This window comes from Rhizorhabdus wittichii (assembly GCF_017607425.1).
Taxonomy (GTDB): domain Bacteria; phylum Pseudomonadota; class Alphaproteobacteria; order Sphingomonadales; family Sphingomonadaceae; genus Rhizorhabdus; species Rhizorhabdus wittichii.
In genome coordinates this window covers 3,284,981-3,303,625 of the sequence record NZ_CP059319.1, presented here as the reverse complement: position 1 = coordinate 3,303,625, position 18,645 = coordinate 3,284,981, and the positions used below count along the sequence as shown (strand labels likewise).

The following is an 18,645-nucleotide window of genomic DNA, read 5'->3' as shown; positions in this document are numbered from 1 at the left end:
GTCCTTCGAGACGGGCCTTCGCCAAGGCTCAGTCCCTCCTCAGGACGAGCGGTTCAGATGAAAGATTCGATGTTCTAGCCGCGCAGGGTCGCCGGGTCGGTCTCGTGCGCCTCGACCGTCACGGTGAGGGCGGCCGTCCAGCCGGCTGGCAGGGGCGGTGGCTCGCCCTCGCAACGCAGGATGGCGTCGAACGGCGCGGGGCGCGCGCCGAGCGGGGCGAGCAGGTCGAGCCCGGCGCCGGCCTGCCGCGCCGTCCGGGCCAGCGTGTCGGGATCGCCGCCGTCGCGGCGGAGCAGCGCCATCGTCCGCCCCGTGTCGCTGCCCGTCGCCACCGGGTCCGCCCGGACCGGGAAGATGCGCGGCTGGTCCATGAAATTGGGCTCGTCGGCGCGCATCGTGTCGCCCGCCTCGCCCGCCATCACCGAGCCGAGCTCGTCCAGCGATCCGATCCAGAATTCGGCGATGCAGTCGAAGCCGGGCTCGATCGCCGCGTCGGTCAGGTGGTTGCGCCGATAGCGGCGGAACGGGAAGAGCGGGGCGGCGAGCGGCGCGTGCCGGGTCTCGTAATAGGTCCTGAAGGCGGCGCGGTCGATGTCGGGCCGGCGCGGCATGAAGCCGATCGTCTTGACCGCCTCCCCGCTCATGGCAGCATCCCCTCCGGCGCGTTGAACGACCAGCATTTCTGCTCGCGCCGATGGGTGATCCGCCAGCCCTCCGGGGTGCGGGCCAGCTCGTCGCAATACCACAGGCCGATGAAGAAGACCTGCTGCTTGCCGTCGTGCGGCATCACCATCGGGTTGAACAATATCGTGCGCGCCTTCGCCCTGTCGCCGTCGATGTCGAGCCGGGTGGTGGCCGAGAGATGCTGGAAGGCGGAGAAGTTGGGCATCGCCTGCGCCAGATAGGCCTTGGTCTCGGCCCGGTTGCCTTTGGCGCCGCCCAGCTCGCTATAGTCGATCACCGCGTCGGGGGTGAACACCTGGTCGAGCGCGTCCCAGTCCTGGTCGTCGATCGCATGCGCATAGCGCGCGATCAGGTCCTGGATCTCCAGCCGGTCCGACATCTCCTGCAGCGACAGCATCCCTCGTCCTTTCCTGGTGCGCTCTGTGGCGGTATCGGCCGCAACGATGCGCGAAGCGCGAATGTCTTGCAATTGAAATTGCTCGATGCGTAGAATGTTGGCGATAATGGTTCCGCAAAAGCATAGGGTGATATCGTCAGTCGACGCCCTGCGCACGCCTGACGGGCTGGAGGACTGGATGGAGAAGCTGATCTACGCGCTGTGGCGGGACGAGGGGCGGCCGCGCGACGCGTTCAACGCCGCTTTGCTGGGCGAGGTGGCCGATGCGATCGTGCCGCATGTCCGCGCGCTGCGCATCAACGTCCGCGACGATCGGCTGCCCCAGGGCAGCAACCCGGTCTTCGTCGTCACCGAGCCGCAGATGGAGGCGGCGGTCCAGCTCTGGGTCGACACCGCCTATCCGCCCGCCCGCGCGCCGATCGAGGCGGCGCTCGCCACCGTCGCGTCGCGGATCGAGGGATGGTTGGTCGCCGAATCGACCCCGCTCCCCAACCGGCTGCATCCGCCGGGACGGCCGACCGAGGGCTTCTCCCAGGTGGTGTTCATCGAGAAGCCCGACGCGCTCGATCACGAGACGTGGCGCCGCAACTGGCAGGACGGCCACACCGAGGTCGCGATCGTGACCCAGAGCAACTTCGAATATGTCCAGAACCTGGTGGTGCGGCCGGTGACCGATCCGGCCGGGCCCTATGCGGCGATCGTCGAGGAATGCTTCCCGATCGCCGCGATCACCGACAAGCAGCTCTATTACGACGCGGCCGGCGACCCGGCGAAGCTGGCGGCGAACGAGGCGGCGATGCTGGAGAGCTGCGCCCGCTTCATCGGCGCCCAGGGCTGCGACTGCATCCCGATGCGCCAATATGAGATCAAGACGTTCGGCTGAGACCGAAGGAGAGAGTGATGACCGACGCGCTGAACCTGCCCGACTATCCGGCCGACACCACCGTCCGGTCGGAAGTGGTGACGATCGACGCCCCCGCCGCTCTGGTGTGGGAGGTGCTGACCGACCTGCCCAACTACGGCAAGTGGAACCCCTTCTGCATCGGCGCGGAATCGACGCTGGAGATCGGCGATCCGATCCACATGACGCTGGCCAACTACACGATGCCGGGCGAGACCGCGCCCAATGTCGAATATATCTGCGCCAAGATCCCCGAGCGGCTGATCTCCTGGGAACTGCTCGACAACCCCGTCTGGCCCTATCCGGCGCGGCGCGACCAGATCATCGAGGCGACCGGCTCCGAAAGCTGCCGCTACTGGTCGACCGACGCCTTTTTCGGGCCGAACGGCATCCACGTCATGCGCTTCTGTGGCCCCTGGGTGAAGCGCGCCTTCGACGACACCGCGCGCGGCCTGAAGGCGCGGGCCGAGGCGATCCACGCGGCCCGGAAGGCGGCGGCGTGAGCCTGCGGCTCGAGGATATCGAGCTGATCCGCCGGCTCAAATACAGCTATTCGCGCGCGATCGACACCGGCGACATGGCGACCGTCGCCGGCCTGTTCGCCGAAGATGCGACGGTCGACTATCGCGGCGGCAGCTACCATGTCCGGCTGGCCGGCCGCGATGCGATCGTCGCGGCGCTCGCCGGCATGTTCAACCCGCAATTCGTCGGATCGCACACCGTCCACATGCCGGTGATCGACATCGTCGGCGAGGACGAGGCGACCGGCACCTGGACCCTGCTCGACTATGCGCTGAACCTGGCCGAGGGCAACAAGACCACGGTCGGCGCGGCGATCTACCGCGATCGCTACGTCCGGCAGGATGGCCACTGGCTGATCGCGCACAGCGAATATGACCGGGTCTACGAGCGGGTCTATGTCGATCCCGCGCCGGGCCTGACCGCGCATTTCCTGGCGCAGCGGGGTGCGGCATGACGCCCGATCCCGCCCGGTTGCAGGAGCTGCTCGACCGCGAGGAGATACGGTCGCTCGTCCACGCCTATTGCAACGCCGCCGACCGGCACGACCATGCGAAGATGCGCAGCCTCTACCATGAGGATGCGATCGACGAGCACGGCCATATGTCGAAGGGGCCCGCGATGGACTTCATCGACAAGCTGCCCGAGATCCAGGCGCCGATGGAGATCCTCCACCACAATGTCACCACCATCAACCTGGCGCTCGACGGCGACCGGGCGGAGGGCGAGGTCTATCTGATCGCGCTCCACCGGGTGAAGGGGGCCGACGGCCCGTTCGACGTGCTGGTGGGCGGCCGCTATTTCGACCGCTACGAGCGGCGCGACGGCCGCTGGAAGTTCGCGCACCGCGCGATCGTCGCCGACTGGGCGAACGTCCACAGTCCGTCGATCGTCGATCTCGACCATCCCTTCCTCGAAGGGGCGCATATCGGCAAGCCGGGTCCCGCCGACCCGTCCTATGCCTTCTTCAACCTGCTGAAGCGAGGAGCGGACGCATGAGCCGGGTCAAGTCGATCGCCTTGCTGCGCCGCCGGGCGGACCTGAGCCGCGAGGCGTTCGTCGACTATTACGAGACGCGGCACGTGCCGCTGATCCGGTCGCTGCTGCCCGGCATCGTCGACTATCGCCGCAACTTCGCCGACTTCGACGGCGCCTATGTCAATGCCGGCGCGGCGCCGTTCGACTTCGACGTGGTGACCGAGCTGTGGTTCGCCGACCGCGTGGCCTATGACCGCGCGATGGCCCGCGCCGCCGATCCCGCGATCGCCGCGCGGATCGCCGCCGACGAGGAGAATTTCCTCGACCGGTCGGGCACGCGGATGTTCCTGGTCGAGGAGCGCGTCAGCCCGGCGGGCTGAGCCGTCCGCCGCTCAATCGACCAATGCGCAATAGCGGAAGTCGTGCTTGATGAAGTTCTGGCCCAGGCTGTAGCGGACCCGCCGCACGCCGGGGATCTTGTCGATCGTCTGGTGGAGGAAGTCGGTGAGTTGGCTGCCATTCTCCACCAGCGTCATCGCCAGCACGTCGGCGCGGCCGAGCATCGTCGAGACGAAGGTGATCTCGGGCAGCGAGGCGAGCCGTTCGGCCAGCGCCTGGATGTCGCCGGCGGTGTCGGCCTCGATCCACAGATAGGCGAGGAACGGGTTCTTCAGCCGGTTGGCGTTGGTGACGGCGGCGACGCGGATCACCTTGTTGTCGAGCAGCCGCTTCAGCCGCGATCGGATCGTGCCCTCGGTCAGGCCGAACTCGCGGCCGATCTCCCGGTTGCTGACCCGCGCGTCGCGGCTCAGCCGGTCGATGATCTTCTGGTCGAGCTCGTCGAGCGGGATGCGGGTCATAGCGGGGCCCATTCGGGGTTGTATTTGAGGATCTTCATCGACAGGCCCGGGAACAGTCGCTCGACGCCGTCGATATGGGCGATGACGTCGGTCAGCAGCCGGTCCAGCTCCTCGATGTCGGTGGCCACCACCTGCGCCTCGATGTCGTACATGCCGATCGTCACGTTGACGGTGATGACGTTCTCGAGCTTGGCGAGGTCGGCGCCGACCTCGCTGGCGGAGCGGCCCTTCACCTGCACACCGACCGCGGCCATGGCGTTGAAGCCCATCGCGCTGATGTCGCGCATCGCGACGACGCGGACCGCGTTGGTCGCCTCCAGCTTGCGCAGCCGGGTGCGCACCGTCGCCTCGTTGACGTCGATCAGGCGGGCGAGGTCGCGGTTGGCGATGCGGCCCGACTGGCGCAGCGCGGCGATGATCTTTTCGTCGATCGGTTCGAGCACGGCGGGGGGCGGAACGGACTGCCGCGCCGTCGCGGCCTCATCGTCCTTGGTCTTCTTCGGTTTTTTCGCTGCCACAAGCCAATCCCTCTTGGGCGGCCGGTCGTCCCGCGCGGGGAAACCGGCCTGCCTGACCTAACTCCTTAGCGAACGATAGCCGGGTGGGGAAGGCGCGGCTCGCCCAGCATCGCCCGGAAGGACGGGGGCTGCTTGCCGCCCGCGTCCTGGATCGCGAAGCGCTCGCCGAGCTCGGCGCCGATGAAGGTCTGCCCCGACATCGCCATGCGGTCGGGCGAGGCGTGGATCGCGGCGATCAGCTTGCCGGTGAACTCGGGGGTCTCGGCATTGGCCATGATCGCCTCATATTGGTCGGGCCGCTCGGCGATCGCCTTGTCGGTCCGCTCGGTGCGCAGCGGGCCCATCCAGATCGAGACGGCGGCGGCGTCATGGTCGCGCAGGTCGACGCCCATGTCGGCGGCGAATTTGTCGACGCCGGCCTTCTGCGCGCCATAAGCGGGCCCATGCATGTAGCAGGCCGATCCGAAGGAGGAGGTGAAGGCGATCAGGCCGCCGCCGGTGCGGATCAGCAGCGGCGCGGCGTGGAAGCTCGCGACATAGCCCGAGCGCAGCCCGACATCGAGGATGTCGACCAGGGCGAGCGGCCGTTCCCAGAAGCCGCCCGGCTGGATCAGCGCGTCGTCGATGATCGCCGCGTTGTTGACGAGGATGTCGAGCCGGCCCTCGTCGCGCGCGACCCGGTCGAACAGCGCCGCGACCTGGGCGTCGTCGCGATGGTCGACCGCGACCGCCACGCCGCGCCCGCCGAGCCGGTCGACCGCCTGCGCGGTCGCGCCGATCGTGCCGGGCAGCGGCGCCTTGCCTTCCTCGACCGTGCGGCCGGTGACGTAGACGGCATAGCCTGCCTCGCCCAGCGCGCGGGCGATGCCGGCGCCCGCGCCGCGGCTGGCGCCGGTGACGACGGCGACCTTGCGATTGTCGTTGCTCATCGATTTCGCTCCTCTCAAAGATCGGTAAGGCGTTGGGATCGGTCAGGCATTGGCCCGGGCGGCATGCCGCGCGGCGCGGCGGCCCGAGAAGAAACAGTCGGCGAAGGACAGCCCGCTGACATAGGTCTGCGAGGCGATGCCCACCGCGCAGCGCCCGGCGGCGTAGAGCCCGGCGATCGGCCGGCCCGCGCCGTCGAGCACCTGCCCGCTCTCCTCCTCGACGCGCAGGCCGCCGAAGGTGATCACCGGCAGCGGCAGGAAGCGGCTGTCGATCGAAATGTCCATCGCATAGAAGGGGCCGGTCTCGATCGGCCGCATGTCGGCCGGCTCCTTGCCGAACGGATCGGCGCCGGCGCCGCGCGCGGCGGCGTTATAGGCGGCGACGGTGCGGGCGAGGCCGTCGGGATCGACGCCGATCCGGTCCGCCAGCGCCGCGAGGCTCGGCGCCTTGCGCGCGTTGAACATCAGGTTGAGCAGGGTCACGTCGCGCTGGAACGGGACGAGGCGCGGGTCGCGCGCCTGGGCGAAGGCGGCGGCGCGCGCCGCCCGGTCGTAGATCAGCCAGGCGACGCCGCCATGATGGTCGACGATATGCTCGCCCAGCGTCGCGCCATAGACGGTCTCGTCGACGAAGCGCTCGCCGGCGCGGTCGACGGCGATCGCCTGCGCCCAGGCCTTGGGCGGATTGATGAAGCGCCAGGCGCTGACCTTGTCCATCAGCGCGGTGGCCCCGCCCGCGCTCATGCCGAGCAAGATGCCCGATCCCTGGTCGCCGAGCGTGCCGTTGGGCATGCCCTTGGCATAGGCCGGGGCGAAGCGGGCGACCATCCTGGGGTTCATGATGAAGCCGCCGGCGCTGAGCACCACGCCTTCGCGGGCGCGGATGGTGCGGGTGAAGCGCGCCTTCGCCTCGATCGCGCCGGCCTTGCGCAGATAATGGTTGCCGAGCGCGATGGTGATCGAGGCGAGCGGGATGCTGGGCGGCAGCGCGGCGAGCAGCGCGTTGGCGCGGGCGATGTAGCGCGCGAAGCGCCGCGCCTCGGGCGAGCCGTCGCGGATCGACCGGATGCGGACGCCGATCACCCGGCCGTCGCGGTCCTGCACCAATTGGTGCGCCTCGCTGTAGCGGTGGAAGACGAGGCCGAGGCGGAGCGCGGACTCGGTCATCGGCCCCGTGATGAATTTGCCGAGGCCCCAGGCCTTCTTGCCGTCGCGGCCGAAGGCGCGGTGGCCGCGCGCCGCCGGCCGGGCGCGGGCCCGGTAGCTCGCCACCAGCGAATTGTCGGGATGGTAGAGGAAGCGGTCGAGCGGCGGATAGGAGCATTTCTCCCGCCACACGCTCGCCGCCAGCCGGCCGCCATGCTTCAGTATCCAGTCGATCGTCGCCGGGCTGTCCTCGACGAAGCGGCGCAGGGTCGCGTCCGACACGACCCTGCCCGCCTCGATGCGGAGATAGGCGAGCATCGCCTCGGGGCTGTCCTCCTCGCCCGCCTCGCGCTGGATCGCGGTGCCGCCGCCGGCGTAGAACACCCCGCCATTGGCCGCGGTCGATCCGCCGCAGGCATAGCGGTCGACCGCGATCACCGACAGGCCGCGCTCCAGCCCTTCGATCGCGGCCGCGACCCCCGCGCCGCCCAGTCCGACGACGACGAGGTCGGCGGTCTCGTCCCAGGCGAAGCCGTCCGGATCGTCGACGACGAGCGGCCGGTCGACCGCGACGCCCAGGTCGGCGGCGAGGGGGAAGGGCGCGTTCACCGGAAGGCGTAGCCGATCTGGACCAGCACCTCGCGCGGGCGGCCCTGCCGGGCGGCGATCGCGGCGGTGTAGTTGGCGGTGCCGACGATATAGTCCTTGTCGAACAGGTTGCTGGCGATCAGCTGCGCCTTCCAGCGGTCGTCGGGGCTGGTCCAGCCGATCCGCGCGTTGACGATGCCATAGCCCTTCTGCTGCTCGGCATAGCCGGAGACCGCGCCCACCCCGTCATTGGCGGCGGTGAAGTAGATGCTACTCTGGACATGCGCGTCGGCGCCCAGCGTCAGCTTGCCCGACCCGGCCAGGTCGAAGCTGTAGGCCGCGCCGAAGGTGGCCGACCAGCGCGGCGCGTTGTTCAGCCGCTTGCCCGATGCGTCGAACGCGCCGAAGGAGCTGACGAAGGCGTTGGGGTAGCGGCGATATTCGGCGTCGAGCCAGGCGACGTTCGCCGACAGTTCGAGCGCGCGGACCGGGCGGGCGACGATCTCCGCCTCGAGGCCCTTCACCCGCGCGGTCGCCGCATTCTGGGTCCGCGCGCCGAACGAGGCGCCGATCTGGACGTAGCTCTGCACCTGCAGGTCGGTATAGTCGTAGTAGAAGCCGGTCAGGTTGACCCGCAGCCGCCGGTCGAGCCAGTCGCTCTTCAGCCCGAGCTCGTAGGACCAGAGCTTTTCGGGGCCGTAGCCCGCAGCGGCGTCGGCCGCGTTGCTGCTGCCATAGTCGAAGCCGCCGCTCTTGAAGCCGCGCGTCGCCGATGCGTAGAGCAGGACCTGCTCGGTGGGCTTGAAGGTGATCCCGAATTTCGGCGTGAAGGCGTCGTCGTGGCGGCGCGCGTCGACCGTGAACGGATCGGGCAGGCCGGGGATGCCGGCCAGCACGAAGCCCTTCTCCGCCACCGCCGGGTCGAGATCGGTCGAGGCGGTGAAATAGTCGCTGATCGCATAGGCCTTGCGCTCGCGCGTGTAGCGCAGGCCGGCGATGAAGGAGAGCTGGTCGGACAGCTTGTACTCGCCCTGCGCGAAGCCCGCGATCGAGCGCGCCTTGAGCAGCGGCCGCTGGATGTGCGACGCGCCGAACGGGAACAGCGCGAGGGTCAGCGGCTCGCGGTTGCGCTCGTTGAAATAATAGGCGCCGAGCACCCATTCGAGCGGGCCGGTGTCGCCCAGCAGGGTGAACTCCTGGCTGAACTGGTGCTGCCGGATCGGCGAGATCAGGTTGCGCAATATGTCGATCGAGCTGGCGTCGGCGTCGGTCTCGATCGAGCCGCGGAAGACGCGGTAGCCGGTCAGCGAGCGCAGCTTGATCGAGTCGGTCAGCGGCAGCACCAGGTCGCTCGCCGCGCCGTAATTCTTGAGCACGGTGAAATTGTCGCGGTTCATCGACACCTTGTCGAAATCGCCGAGGATCGCGTCGTCGAACGGGTTGCCGGTCGGCCGGATCAGCTTGGGATAGGCGCCGAACGCGCCCGACTGGCGCGACCAGTCGGCGCGGATCGTCCATTCGCCGTCGCCGACCGGGATCAGCACCTGGCCGCGCACGCCGCGCGACTTCAGGTCCTCGGCGTCGTTGCCGGTCGAGATGTTCTTGCGGAAGGCGTCGTGGCCGGAGACGTCGACCGCGAGGCTCGCCCGCACCCCGCCCGCGATCGGGCCGGAGACATAGCCCTGCGCGGCATAGCGGTCATAGCTGCCATAGCCGAACTGCGCCTGCGCCTGCAGCGTGTCGGACGGCTTGCGCGAGACGACGTTGATCGTGCCGCCCACCGAGTTGCGGCCGTAGAGCGTGCCCTGCGGCCCGCGCAGCACCTCGACCCGCTCGACGTCGAGGAAGTCGGTGAGATAGCTGAGCGGCCGGGCGAGATAGATGCCGTCGCTGTGGATCGTCGTGCTGGGGTCGGAGCCGATGAAGACGATGTTCGATCCGATGCCGCGGATGAAGAGCTGGGTGTAGCCCGACAGGTCCGACACCTGGAGCGAGGGGACATAGGCCTTCAGGTCCTGCACGTCGCGCACCCCGCGCGCGTCGAGCTGGTCGCCGCCCAGCGCGGTCACCGCGATCGGCGTCGACTGGAGCTGGGTCTCGCCCATGCGGGTCGCGGTGACGACGATGTCGGGCACGCCGTCGGTATCCTGGGCGTCGACGACATTCTGCGCGAATGCGGTGCCCGTTCCGGCGGTGGCGATGGTTGCGATTGAGGCTGCTGCGGACAGAAGCACGCGTTTCATTTTGACCCCTTCTATTACGTAAGTCGCCGATCTTTGACCGATCGATCGGGTATATGCGTAACATGGGCCGGGGAAGGATGCTAGATCGGCAATCGGAAAACTTCGCAGCGATAGTTGACGCTTTGCGTAGAAATCGATAGCTAAGATTACGAATCTGGTCGACGATCGGATCGGGAGAGAGTGACAGGAAGGCGATAGATGGCGACGGTGTTGAAGGGTGATGTCGCGATCCCCAGCGCGGAAGAACTGATCGAGCGCGCGCGGGCGATGATCCCGGTGCTGCGGGAGCGCGCGCGCCGCGCGACGGCGGAGCACAAGGTTCCCGACGAGTCGATCGCGGAGATGCAGGCGGCGGGCTTCTTCCGCATCCTCCAGCCCAAGCGCTGGGGCGGCTACGAAATGCATCCGAACGTCTTCTTCGAGGTGCTCAAGACCATCGCCGAAGGCTGCATGTCGACCGGCTGGGTCTATGGCGTCGTCGGCTGCCATCCCTATGAGCTGGCGCTGTTCCACGATCAGGCGCAGGTCGACGTGTGGGGCGAGGACAACGGCGTGCTGATCTCCTCCTCCTACCAGCCGGTCGGGAAGGTCGAGCATGTCGACGGCGGCTTCCGCCTGTCGGGCCGCTGGGGCTTCTCCTCGGGCTCGCAGCATTGCGACTGGGTGCTGCTCGGCGCGATGGTTCCGCCCAAGGCCGAGGGCGACGCCCCCGACATGCGCACCTTCCTGGTGCCGCGCGCCGATTATCGCATCGAGGAGACCTGGGACACGTTCGGGCTCCAGGGCACCGGCAGCCACGACATCGTCGTCGAGGGCGCCTTCGTCCCCGACCACCGCACCCACCGCGCCGTCGACGGCTTCATGGGCACCAATCCGGGGATCAGGGAGAATGACGCGCCGCTGTTCACCCTGCCCTGGGCGCAGGTCTTCGTCCGCTCGGTCTCCTCGGCGGCGCTCGGCGGCACCCGGGCGGCGATCCAGGCCGCGGTCCAGATCGCGAAGGAGCGCGTCTCGACCAACACCGGCAAGGCGTCGAAGAACGATCCGGTCCTGATGGGGGCGATCGCCAAGGCGCAGGCCCAGCTGCTCGAAATGGAGGCGACGCTCGCCGCCAGCTTCGACGCGATGATGGCGAAGGCCGAGCGCGGCGAGCCGCTCGACATGGCCGATCGCGCGCTCAACCGCTACCAGTCTTCCTCGGTCGTGCGCCGCTGCGCCGGGCTGGTCGACGACCTGATGCCGCTGCTCGGCGGGCGGGCGATCTACATGTCGAGCCCGATCGTCCAGCCCTGGCTCGACATCAGCGCCGCGCGGGCGCACGTCGCCAACGATCCGAATAACATGGCCGCCGACCTGGTCGGCACGCTCAACGGAGAGCCGCCGTCCTTCCTGTTCCTCTGAGGACGGCCGGACGCGAAGGAGAGGATATGACCCAGGATTATGCGCGCACGACCTATGCGGTGTCGGGCGGCTATGAGATCGCCATGGCCGAGGCGGGCGAGGGCCCGGCGGTCGTGTTCCTCCACGGCAGCGGGCCGGGTGCGTCGGGCACCTCGAACTTTCGGTCGAACGCGTCGGCCTTCGTCGCGGCGGGCTATCGCGTGCTGCTGCCGGACCTGATCGGCTACGGCGCCTCGTCGAAGCCCGAGGGCATCGACTATACGCTCCAGCTGTTCGCCGACACGGTCTACGAGGCGCTGGCCCAGGCCGGGGTGGCCTCGGCGGTGCTGGTCGGCAATTCGCTGGGCGGCGGCATCGCGATGCAGCTCGCCTTCGACCATCCGGGCTTCGCCGAGAAGCTGGTGATGATGGCGCCGGGTTGCATCGAGGAGCTGCCCGTCTATTTCGCCATGCCCGGCATCGCCAAGATGAAGTCGAGCTTCGGCAGCCCCGAATTCTCGGTGGCCGACCAGAAGGCGCTGATCACCAACCTCGTCTACGACCCGTCGTCGATCGACGACGCGCTGGTCGCCGAGCGCTTCGCGGTGGCGCGGACCCAGTCGAAGGACGTGCTGGCGCGGATGCGCACCCCGAACCTCGCGCCCCGGCTCGGCGAACTGGCCATGCCGATCCTCGGCTTCTGGGGCTTGCAGGACGATTTCTGCCCCGCCTCGGGCGCGCAGCGCTTCCTCGACGCCTGCCCCGACGCCCGCTTCATGACCTTCAACAAGGTCGGCCACTGGGTGCAGGTCGAGCGTTCGGAGGAGTTCAACCGCTACGCGCTCGCCTTCCTTCGCGACTGAGGGGAAGGCATGGCCGGTTATTCGCTTCATCGTCCGCTGCCCGTCGGGGAGGTCCCCGGCTGGGACATCGAGACCGGCGTGGCGGTGATCGGCTTCGGCGCGGCCGGCGCCTGCGCGGCGCTGGAGGCGGCGCGCGGCGGCGCCCGCACCACCCTGTTCGAGATGGGATCGGGCAGCGGCGGCGCCTCCGCGCTGTCGGGCGGCGAGATCTATATCGGCGGCGGCAGCGATGCGCAGCGGGCGGCAGGCTTCGCCGACACGCCCGAGGCGCTGGCCGCCTATCTGAAGCTGGCCGGCGGGCCCGACGCGGACGCCGCCAAATGCGATCTCTACGCGGCGCAGAGCCTCGCCCATTATGCATGGCTGAAGGCGCAGGGCGTCCCCTACAAGGGCAGCTTCGTGCCCGGCAAGATCATCGAGCCGGCGACCGACGACACGCTGATCTGGTCGGGCAGCGAGGAGGCCTGGCCCTTCTGCGAGACCGCGGCCCCCGCGCCGCGCGGCCATGTCATCCAGTTCGAGGGCTGGGGCGGCGGGCGCCTGCTGGTCGACATCCTCGAGCGCAACGTGCGCGCGGCCGGCGTCGACGTGCGGACCGACGCGCGCGTCGTCGCGCTGATCGCGGACGGCCCGGCGATCGTCGGGCTGGTCGTCCGCATCGACAATCGCGACCATTTCGTCCGCGCGGGCGCGACGGTGATCTGCACCGGCGGCTTCTGCATGAACCAGGACATGATCCGCCGCTACGCGCCCGAGGCGCTCAAGCTCAGTGATCCGATCGGCGAGAACGACAACGGATCGGGCATATTGATGGGGATGGGCGCCGGCGGCGACGCGATCCACATGGACGAGTTCTTCACGACCTGCCCGTGGATCATGCCCGAAAGCCTGGTGAAGGGCATCTTCGTCAACCGCAACGGGCAGCGCTTCATCAACGAGGATTGCTATCACGGCCGGGTCAGCCGGACGATGATCGACCAGCCCGGCGACCGGGTCTGGCTGCTCGTCGACACGGCGATCTTCGCGCGGCCGATCGACCTGGCGCGGATCGACATCGCCGCGGTGGGCGAGAGCTGGGAGGAGGTGGAGCGCGAGCTCGGCCTGCCCGAGGACACGCTGAGCGCCACCGTCCGCACCTTCAACCGCTACGCCGCCGAGGGCGAGGACCCGCTGTGGCACAAGGCGGCCAAATGGCTGAAGGTGCTCGACGAGCCGCCCTTCGCCGCGCTCGAACTCAATTTCGCCGGCAGCTATTTCTCCTTCTTCACCCTCGGCGGGCTCGCGACCCTGCCGACCGGCGAGGTGCTCGATCGCGCGGGAGCGCCGGTGCCGGGCCTGTTCGCGGCCGGGCGGGCGACCGCCGGCCTGCCGCGCTGGGGCCATGGCTACAGCTCGGGCATGAGCCTTGCCGACTGCACCTTCTTCGGGCGCCAGGCGGGGATGGCGGCGGCGCGGGCGCTCACGCCAGCAGCGTGACGCTGTCGAGGACGACGCGGACCAGGTCGGCCTGGCCGCGCGTGCCGGTCTTGGCGTAGATTTTCTTCGAATAGTTGCGCGCCGTCTCCAGCGAGAGGCGAAGCGTCGCCGCCGCCTCGGCGATCGACCGGCCGCGCGCGAGCGCCAGCGCCAATCCCGCCTCGCTGGCGGACAGGCCGTGGCGCGCGGCGAGCAGCCGGGCGTGGCGGTTGTCGAGCGTACGCGGCAGCCGCGCCACCGCCGCATAGGCCGGCATGGCCGGCGCGGTCAGCGGCTTCTCGGCGATCGGCAGGGCGATCAGCGCGCCGTCCTCGTCGTCGTCGAGCGGCGCGATCTGCGGCGGCGCGTCGGGCTGCTCGGTGAACAGCTCGGCGATCCGCGCCAGCCGCCGTTCGGCCTCGACCGACCCCGCGCTGATCCGCGCGCCCGTCGCGGTCAGCAGCGGTCCGGCGGCCGAGGACGCGAGCTGCACCGCCCCGTCGCCGCCGATCACCGCCCAGGCGAGCCCGGCGCGGCGCAGCACGTCCTCGCTGACGCGGGCACGCAGCCGTTCGCGCTCCAGCACCGCGAAGTTGCGCAGGGCGATCGACAGATGCGGTTGCAGCGCCGCCAGCACGGCGCCGTCCGACGCGGTGAAATTCTCCTTGTCGCGCAGCAGCACCGCCCAGGCGCTCGTCCCGCCCGGCTCGGTCACGCGCATGAAGCGTCCATGGCCGATCCCGATCCGGTGGAGATATTCCCGGCGGAAGCGGTCGTGGCGCGGATCGGTGGGATCGATCAGCTCCTCGGGCGCATAGACCCGGCCGGGGCGGAGCCGCTCATAGGGAATCGGATCGAGGCGGGCGAGCTCCTCCAACTCGTGCGCCCGCGCGCGGACGTCGCGGCCGGCATGGACCTGGGTCGCGCGGTGGATCGGCGCCTGCCCCTGCGAGAAGATCAGCGAGGCGTAATCGGCCCGCGTCCGGCGGCGGAGCCGTTCGAGAAAGCTGCTCCAGCGCGGCGTCTCGTGCAGCCCGTCGTGCAGGGCCGTGAGCAGTTCCATCTCGTCGGTGCGGGTCAGCGCCATATTACCTCCCATATGGGAGGTTCGGCGCGATGTCAGCCCTCTAGATAGGGCGGCGAACGACAATCAGAGGATTCGCCGATGGTCGCCGACCCCAAGACCCTGACCCATCTCGAACGGCTCGAGGCCGAGAGCATCCACATCCTGCGCGAGGTGGTCGCCGAGTGCGAGAAGCCGGTGATGCTCTATTCGGTGGGCAAGGATTCGGCGGTGATGCTGCACCTCGCCCGCAAGGCCTTCTATCCCTCGCCGCCGCCCTTCCCGCTGCTCCATGTCGACACGACCTGGAAGTTCCGGGCGATGTACGAGCTGCGCGACCGGATGGCGCGCGAGAGCGGGATGGAGCTGCTCGTCTACCACAACCCGGAGGCGCAGGAGCGGGGGATCAACCCGTTCGACCATGGCGCGCTCCACACCGACCTGTGGAAGACCGAGGGGCTGAAGCAGGCGCTCGACAAATATGGCTTCGACGCGGCGTTCGGCGGCGCGCGGCGCGACGAGGAGAAGAGCCGCGCCAAGGAGCGCGTGTTCAGCTTCCGCTCGGCCAATCACCGCTGGGACCCGAAGAACCAGCGGCCCGAGCTGTGGAACCTCTACAACGCCCGCAAGAACAAGGGCGAGAGCATCCGGGTGTTCCCGATCTCGAATTGGACCGAGCTCGACATCTGGCAATATATCCAGCTCAACGACGTGCCGATCGTGCCGCTCTACTTCGCCGACAAGCGCCCGACGGTGGAGCGCGACGGCATGCTGCTGATGGTCGACGACGACCGCTTCCCGCTCAAGCCGGGCGAGGTCCCGGTCGAGCGGTCGATCCGCTTCCGCACGCTCGGCTGCTACCCGCTGACCGGCGCGGTCGAGAGCGAGGCGAAGACGCTCAGCGAGGTGATCCAGGAGACGCTGCTGACCACCACGTCCGAACGGCAGGGCCGCGCGATCGACAAGGATGCCGGCGGCGCCGGCATGGAGAAGAAGAAGCAGGAGGGCTATTTCTGATGACGACGGTCAACGCGGCCTCCGACGCCAGCGTCTACAAGGTCGAGGCGCTCATCGCCGAGGACATCGACGCCTATCTGGAGCTTCACCAGCACAAGACGCTGCTGCGCTTCATCACCTGCGGCTCGGTCGACGACGGCAAGTCGACCCTGATCGGCCGCCTGCTCTACGATTCGAAGATGATCTTCGAGGACCAGCTCGCCGCGCTCGAGGCGGACAGCAAGCGGGTCGGCACCCAGGGGCAGGAGATCGACTTCGCCCTCCTCGTCGACGGCCTCGCCGCCGAGCGCGAGCAGGGCATCACCATCGACGTCGCCTATCGCTTCTTCGGGACCGAGAAGCGCAAGTTCATCGTCGCCGATACGCCGGGGCACGAGCAGTACACCCGCAACATGGTGACCGGCGCCTCGACCGCCGACCTCGCGGTGATCCTGATCGACGCGCGCAAGGGCGTGCTGACCCAGACGCGGCGGCACAGCTATCTCGCGCATCTGATCGGCATCCGCCACATCGTGCTGGCGGTGAACAAGATGGATCTGGTCGACTATGACCGGAAGGTGTTCGACGACATCGTCGCCGACTATCGCGCCTTCGCCGAATCGATCGGCATCCGCGATTTCGTCGCCATGCCGATCTCGGGCTTCAAGGGCGACAACATTACCGGGCTCTCGCCCAACACGCCCTGGTATCAGGGGCCGGCGCTGATGGAGCATCTGGAGACGGTCGAGGTCGACCAGGTCTCCGACCAGGCCCGGCCGTTCCGCATGCCGGTGCAGTGGGTCAACCGCCCCAATCTCGACTTCCGCGGCTTCTCCGGCCTCATCGCCGCCGGCACGGTGAAGCCGGGCGACACGGTGCGGGTGCTGCCGTCGGGCAAGACCTCGACCGTGACCCGCGTGGTGACGATGGACGCGGACCTCGACGCCGGCGTCGCCGGCCAGTCGGTGACGATCACCCTGGCCGACGAGATCGACTGCTCGCGCGGCGACGTGATCGCGGCCGCCGACAATCCGCCCCAGGCCGCCGACCAGTTCGAGGCGACGATCGTCTGGATGTCGGACGAGGAGATGCTGCCCGGCCGCCCCTATTGGCTCAAGCTCGGCGCGCAGACCGTGTCGGCGAGCATCCAGGCGCCCAAATATCAGGTCAACGTCAACACGATGGAGCATCTGGCGGCGAAGACGCTGGAGCTCAACGCGATCGGCGTCGCCAACCTGTCGACCGACCGCAACCTGGTGTTCGAATCCTATGAGGACAGCCGCTCGCTCGGCGGCTTCATCCTGATCGACAAGATCACCAACGCCACCGTCGCGGCGGGCATGCTGCACTTCTCGCTGCGGCGGGCGCAGAACGTCCATTGGCAGGCGACCGACATCTCGCGCGAATATCATGCCGCGCTGAAGCACCAGAAGCCGGCGGTGCTGTGGTTCACCGGCCTGTCGGGCGCGGGCAAGTCGACCATCGCCAATCTGGTCGAGAAGAAGCTGGCGCGGATGAACCGCCACACCTTCCTGCTCGACGGCGACAATGTCCGCCACGGCCTCAACAAGGATCTCGGCTTCACCGATGCCGACCGGGTGGAGAATATCCGCCGCGTCGGCGAGGTCGCGAAGCTGATGACCGACGCCGGCCTGATCGTCATCACCGCCTTCATCTCGCCCTTCCGGGCAGAGCGCGACATGGTGCGATCGATGATGGCGCCGGGCGAGTTCGTCGAGGTGCATATCGACACGCCGCTGGCGGCGGCCGAGGCGCGCGACGTGAAGGGCCTCTACGCCAAGGCGCGGTCGGGCCAGCTCAAGAACTTCACCGGCATCGACAGCCCCTATGAGGCGCCCGAGGATCCCGAGATCCACATCGACACCACCGCCATGACCGCCGAGGAAGCGGCCGAGGCGATCGTCGCAAGGCTGATCCCGTGAGCGGCGCCGCGATGACCGACGGCGAACTCGCCGCCCATCTCGCCGATTTCGCCGGGCGCCTGCTGCTCGACGTGCGCGCGAGCGGGGTGTTCCCGGCCAAGGCGCTGGGCAAGGCGGGCGACCAGACCGCCAACCAGTTCCTGTGCCACGCGCTCCGCGCGCAGCGCCCCGACGACGGGTTGCTGTCCGAGGAGGAGAAGGACGATGCCGAGCGGCTGTCCAAGGGTCGCGTCTGGATCGTCGATCCGGTCGACGGCACCCGCGAATATGGCGAGGAGCGGGCCGACTGGGCGGTCCATGTCGGGCTTGCGATCGACGGCGTAGCGACGGTCGGCGCGGTGGCGCTGCCGGGGCTGGGCGTGGTCCTGCGGTCGGATCGGCCGCAGCCCTTGCCGCCCGCCAACCAGCCGCTCCGCATGCTCGTCAGCCGCACCCGGCCGGCGGCGGAGGCGGTCGCGGTCGCCGGACGGCTGGGCGCCGAGCTGCTGCCGATGGGATCGGCCGGCGCCAAGGCGATGGCGGTGGTGCGCGGCGAGGCCGACATCTACCTCCACACCGGCGGCCAATATGAATGGGACAGCTGCGCCCCCGTCGCGGTCGCGGCGGCGCACGGCCTGTTCTGCTCGCGGGTCGACGGATCGCCGCTGCGCTACAACCAGCCCGACGTGTACCTGCCCGACCTGATCATCTGCCGGCCCGAGCTGGCCGACGCGGTGCTGGCGGCGGCGCGCGCCGAAGCCGCCTGACGGATCGGGCCGGAGCGGCCCCCGGCGCGCTCCGGCCCGAGATCGCCGTTGACGTTCGGCGCGGGCTCGGCCAGCAGGGCGGGGATGCCGATCGAACGCTATCTCCGCCCCATCGTCGATGCCTATGCCGACCTCGTCGAGCGGATCGCCGCGGCGACCGGCTTCCCGGATGCGCTGCTCCACGTCCATGCGGGGCTGCTGATCCTGGTCCTCGCCCGGCTGGTCACCCGGCGCTCCTTCGCCTCGCCGGTGCCGCTCGCCGTCGTCGCGGCGGCCGAGCTGATCAACGAGATCCTCGACCGGCTCCACCATGGCCGCTGGATGCCGGACACCGCCAGCGACGTGATCAACACGCTGTTCTGGCCGCTGGTCATCTTCGCGATCGAGCGGTGGCGCTCCGGCGGATCGGGCGGCCGATCGCGGCGGCGCTGACCGG

At 69.1% G+C, this 18,645-nt stretch carries 20 protein-coding genes; 12 read left to right on the top strand and 8 right to left on the bottom strand.

What is annotated here, in order from left to right:
• Positions 1-74 precede the first annotated feature (74 nt).
• Positions 75-644 carry an EthD domain-containing protein gene (locus HRJ34_RS15885; protein ID WP_208631790.1) on the bottom strand — a complete coding sequence of 190 codons (570 nt, stop codon included), beginning with the start codon at positions 642-644 and terminating at the stop codon, positions 75-77.
• Positions 641-1,081, bottom strand: a complete 441-nt coding sequence (locus HRJ34_RS15880; RefSeq protein ID WP_029992977.1) for a nuclear transport factor 2 family protein — start codon at positions 1,079-1,081, stop codon at positions 641-643. The genes HRJ34_RS15885 and HRJ34_RS15880 overlap by 4 nt, the downstream gene beginning before the upstream one ends.
• A 106-nt stretch (positions 1,082-1,187) precedes the next feature.
• Between HRJ34_RS15880 and HRJ34_RS15875 the strand changes: the two genes are divergently transcribed.
• The 5 genes from HRJ34_RS15875 to HRJ34_RS15855 are packed head-to-tail and all read left to right on the top strand — an operon-like array spanning position 1,188 to position 3,859.
• Positions 1,188-1,964 (top strand): EthD domain-containing protein, encoded by a 777-nt coding sequence (locus tag HRJ34_RS15875; protein ID WP_208631789.1) that lies wholly within the window; start codon positions 1,188-1,190, stop codon positions 1,962-1,964.
• Positions 1,965-1,981: 17 nt separating this feature from the next.
• The gene (locus HRJ34_RS15870) at positions 1,982-2,485 is read left to right on the top strand and encodes an SRPBCC domain-containing protein (protein WP_016745595.1); all 504 of its coding nucleotides are present in this window, start codon (positions 1,982-1,984) and stop codon (positions 2,483-2,485) included.
• Complete coding sequence (locus HRJ34_RS15865; protein WP_208631788.1) at positions 2,482-2,958, top strand: nuclear transport factor 2 family protein; 477 nt, start codon at positions 2,482-2,484, stop codon at positions 2,956-2,958. Before HRJ34_RS15870 ends, HRJ34_RS15865 begins: the two co-directional genes overlap by 4 nt.
• Entirely contained in the window at positions 2,955-3,500 is a 546-nt protein-coding gene (locus HRJ34_RS15860; RefSeq protein ID WP_208631787.1) for a nuclear transport factor 2 family protein, read from the top strand. Before HRJ34_RS15865 ends, HRJ34_RS15860 begins: the two co-directional genes overlap by 4 nt.
• Complete coding sequence (locus HRJ34_RS15855) at positions 3,497-3,859, top strand: EthD domain-containing protein (RefSeq protein WP_208631786.1); 363 nt, start codon at positions 3,497-3,499, stop codon at positions 3,857-3,859. Before HRJ34_RS15860 ends, HRJ34_RS15855 begins: the two co-directional genes overlap by 4 nt.
• 12 nt (positions 3,860-3,871) lie before the next feature.
• Here HRJ34_RS15855 and HRJ34_RS15850 read toward each other — a convergent pair whose 3' ends face one another.
• From HRJ34_RS15850 to HRJ34_RS15830, 5 genes are all read right to left on the bottom strand, one after another.
• The gene (locus HRJ34_RS15850) at positions 3,872-4,339 is read right to left on the bottom strand and encodes an Lrp/AsnC family transcriptional regulator (RefSeq protein WP_012049522.1); all 468 of its coding nucleotides are present in this window, start codon (positions 4,337-4,339) and stop codon (positions 3,872-3,874) included.
• The gene (locus HRJ34_RS15845) at positions 4,336-4,857 is read right to left on the bottom strand and encodes an Lrp/AsnC family transcriptional regulator (protein ID WP_012049523.1); all 522 of its coding nucleotides are present in this window, start codon (positions 4,855-4,857) and stop codon (positions 4,336-4,338) included. The genes HRJ34_RS15850 and HRJ34_RS15845 overlap by 4 nt, the downstream gene beginning before the upstream one ends.
• Positions 4,858-4,922: 65 nt before the next feature.
• Positions 4,923-5,786, bottom strand: a complete 864-nt coding sequence (locus tag HRJ34_RS15840; RefSeq protein WP_208631785.1) for an SDR family NAD(P)-dependent oxidoreductase — start codon at positions 5,784-5,786, stop codon at positions 4,923-4,925.
• Between the two features lie 42 nt (positions 5,787-5,828).
• Positions 5,829-7,541: an FAD-binding protein gene (locus HRJ34_RS15835; protein WP_208631784.1), complete on the bottom strand. Its 1,713-nt coding sequence runs from the start codon at positions 7,539-7,541 to the stop codon at positions 5,829-5,831.
• Positions 7,538-9,763 (bottom strand): TonB-dependent receptor, encoded by a 2,226-nt coding sequence (locus tag HRJ34_RS15830; protein WP_208631783.1) that lies wholly within the window; start codon positions 9,761-9,763, stop codon positions 7,538-7,540. The genes HRJ34_RS15835 and HRJ34_RS15830 overlap by 4 nt, the downstream gene beginning before the upstream one ends.
• 198 nt (positions 9,764-9,961) lie before the next feature.
• On the opposite strand from HRJ34_RS15830, the gene HRJ34_RS15825 reads away from it, so the two are divergent.
• The 3 genes from HRJ34_RS15825 to HRJ34_RS15815 are packed head-to-tail and all read left to right on the top strand — an operon-like array spanning position 9,962 to position 13,482.
• Entirely contained in the window at positions 9,962-11,164 is a 1,203-nt protein-coding gene (locus HRJ34_RS15825) for an acyl-CoA dehydrogenase family protein (RefSeq protein WP_012049527.1), read from the top strand.
• Between the two features lie 26 nt (positions 11,165-11,190).
• Positions 11,191-12,006 (top strand): alpha/beta fold hydrolase, encoded by an 816-nt coding sequence (locus HRJ34_RS15820; protein ID WP_208631782.1) that lies wholly within the window; start codon positions 11,191-11,193, stop codon positions 12,004-12,006.
• Between the two features lie 9 nt (positions 12,007-12,015).
• A complete protein-coding gene (locus HRJ34_RS15815) occupies positions 12,016-13,482 on the top strand; it encodes an FAD-dependent oxidoreductase (RefSeq protein WP_016745587.1) in 1,467 nt (488 codons plus the stop codon).
• On the opposite strand, the gene HRJ34_RS15810 is transcribed toward HRJ34_RS15815, so the two are convergent.
• Positions 13,466-14,548, bottom strand: coding sequence for a helix-turn-helix transcriptional regulator (locus HRJ34_RS15810; protein WP_226948807.1), 1,083 nt, complete (start codon positions 14,546-14,548; stop codon positions 13,466-13,468). The two genes, HRJ34_RS15815 and HRJ34_RS15810, sit on opposite strands and share 17 nt — an antisense overlap.
• 78 nt (positions 14,549-14,626) lie before the next feature.
• Here HRJ34_RS15810 and cysD point away from each other — a divergent pair, with 78 nt between their 5' ends.
• The 4 genes from cysD to HRJ34_RS15790 all read left to right on the top strand — a co-directional run bounded on the left by cysD (position 14,627) and on the right by HRJ34_RS15790 (position 18,641).
• Entirely contained in the window at positions 14,627-15,541 is a 915-nt protein-coding gene (gene cysD, locus HRJ34_RS15805; protein WP_012049531.1) for a sulfate adenylyltransferase subunit CysD, read from the top strand.
• The gene (gene cysN, locus HRJ34_RS15800; protein ID WP_012049532.1) at positions 15,541-17,463 is read left to right on the top strand and encodes a sulfate adenylyltransferase subunit CysN; all 1,923 of its coding nucleotides are present in this window, start codon (positions 15,541-15,543) and stop codon (positions 17,461-17,463) included. Before cysD ends, cysN begins: the two co-directional genes overlap by 1 nt.
• 11 nt (positions 17,464-17,474) lie before the next feature.
• Positions 17,475-18,209 (top strand): 3'(2'),5'-bisphosphate nucleotidase CysQ, encoded by a 735-nt coding sequence (locus tag HRJ34_RS15795; protein WP_208634378.1) that lies wholly within the window; start codon positions 17,475-17,477, stop codon positions 18,207-18,209.
• 84 nt (positions 18,210-18,293) lie between these two features.
• Positions 18,294-18,641 carry a hypothetical protein gene (locus tag HRJ34_RS15790; RefSeq protein ID WP_208631780.1) on the top strand — a complete coding sequence of 116 codons (348 nt, stop codon included), beginning with the start codon at positions 18,294-18,296 and terminating at the stop codon, positions 18,639-18,641.
• The last annotated feature ends 4 nt before the right edge of the window (positions 18,642-18,645 follow it).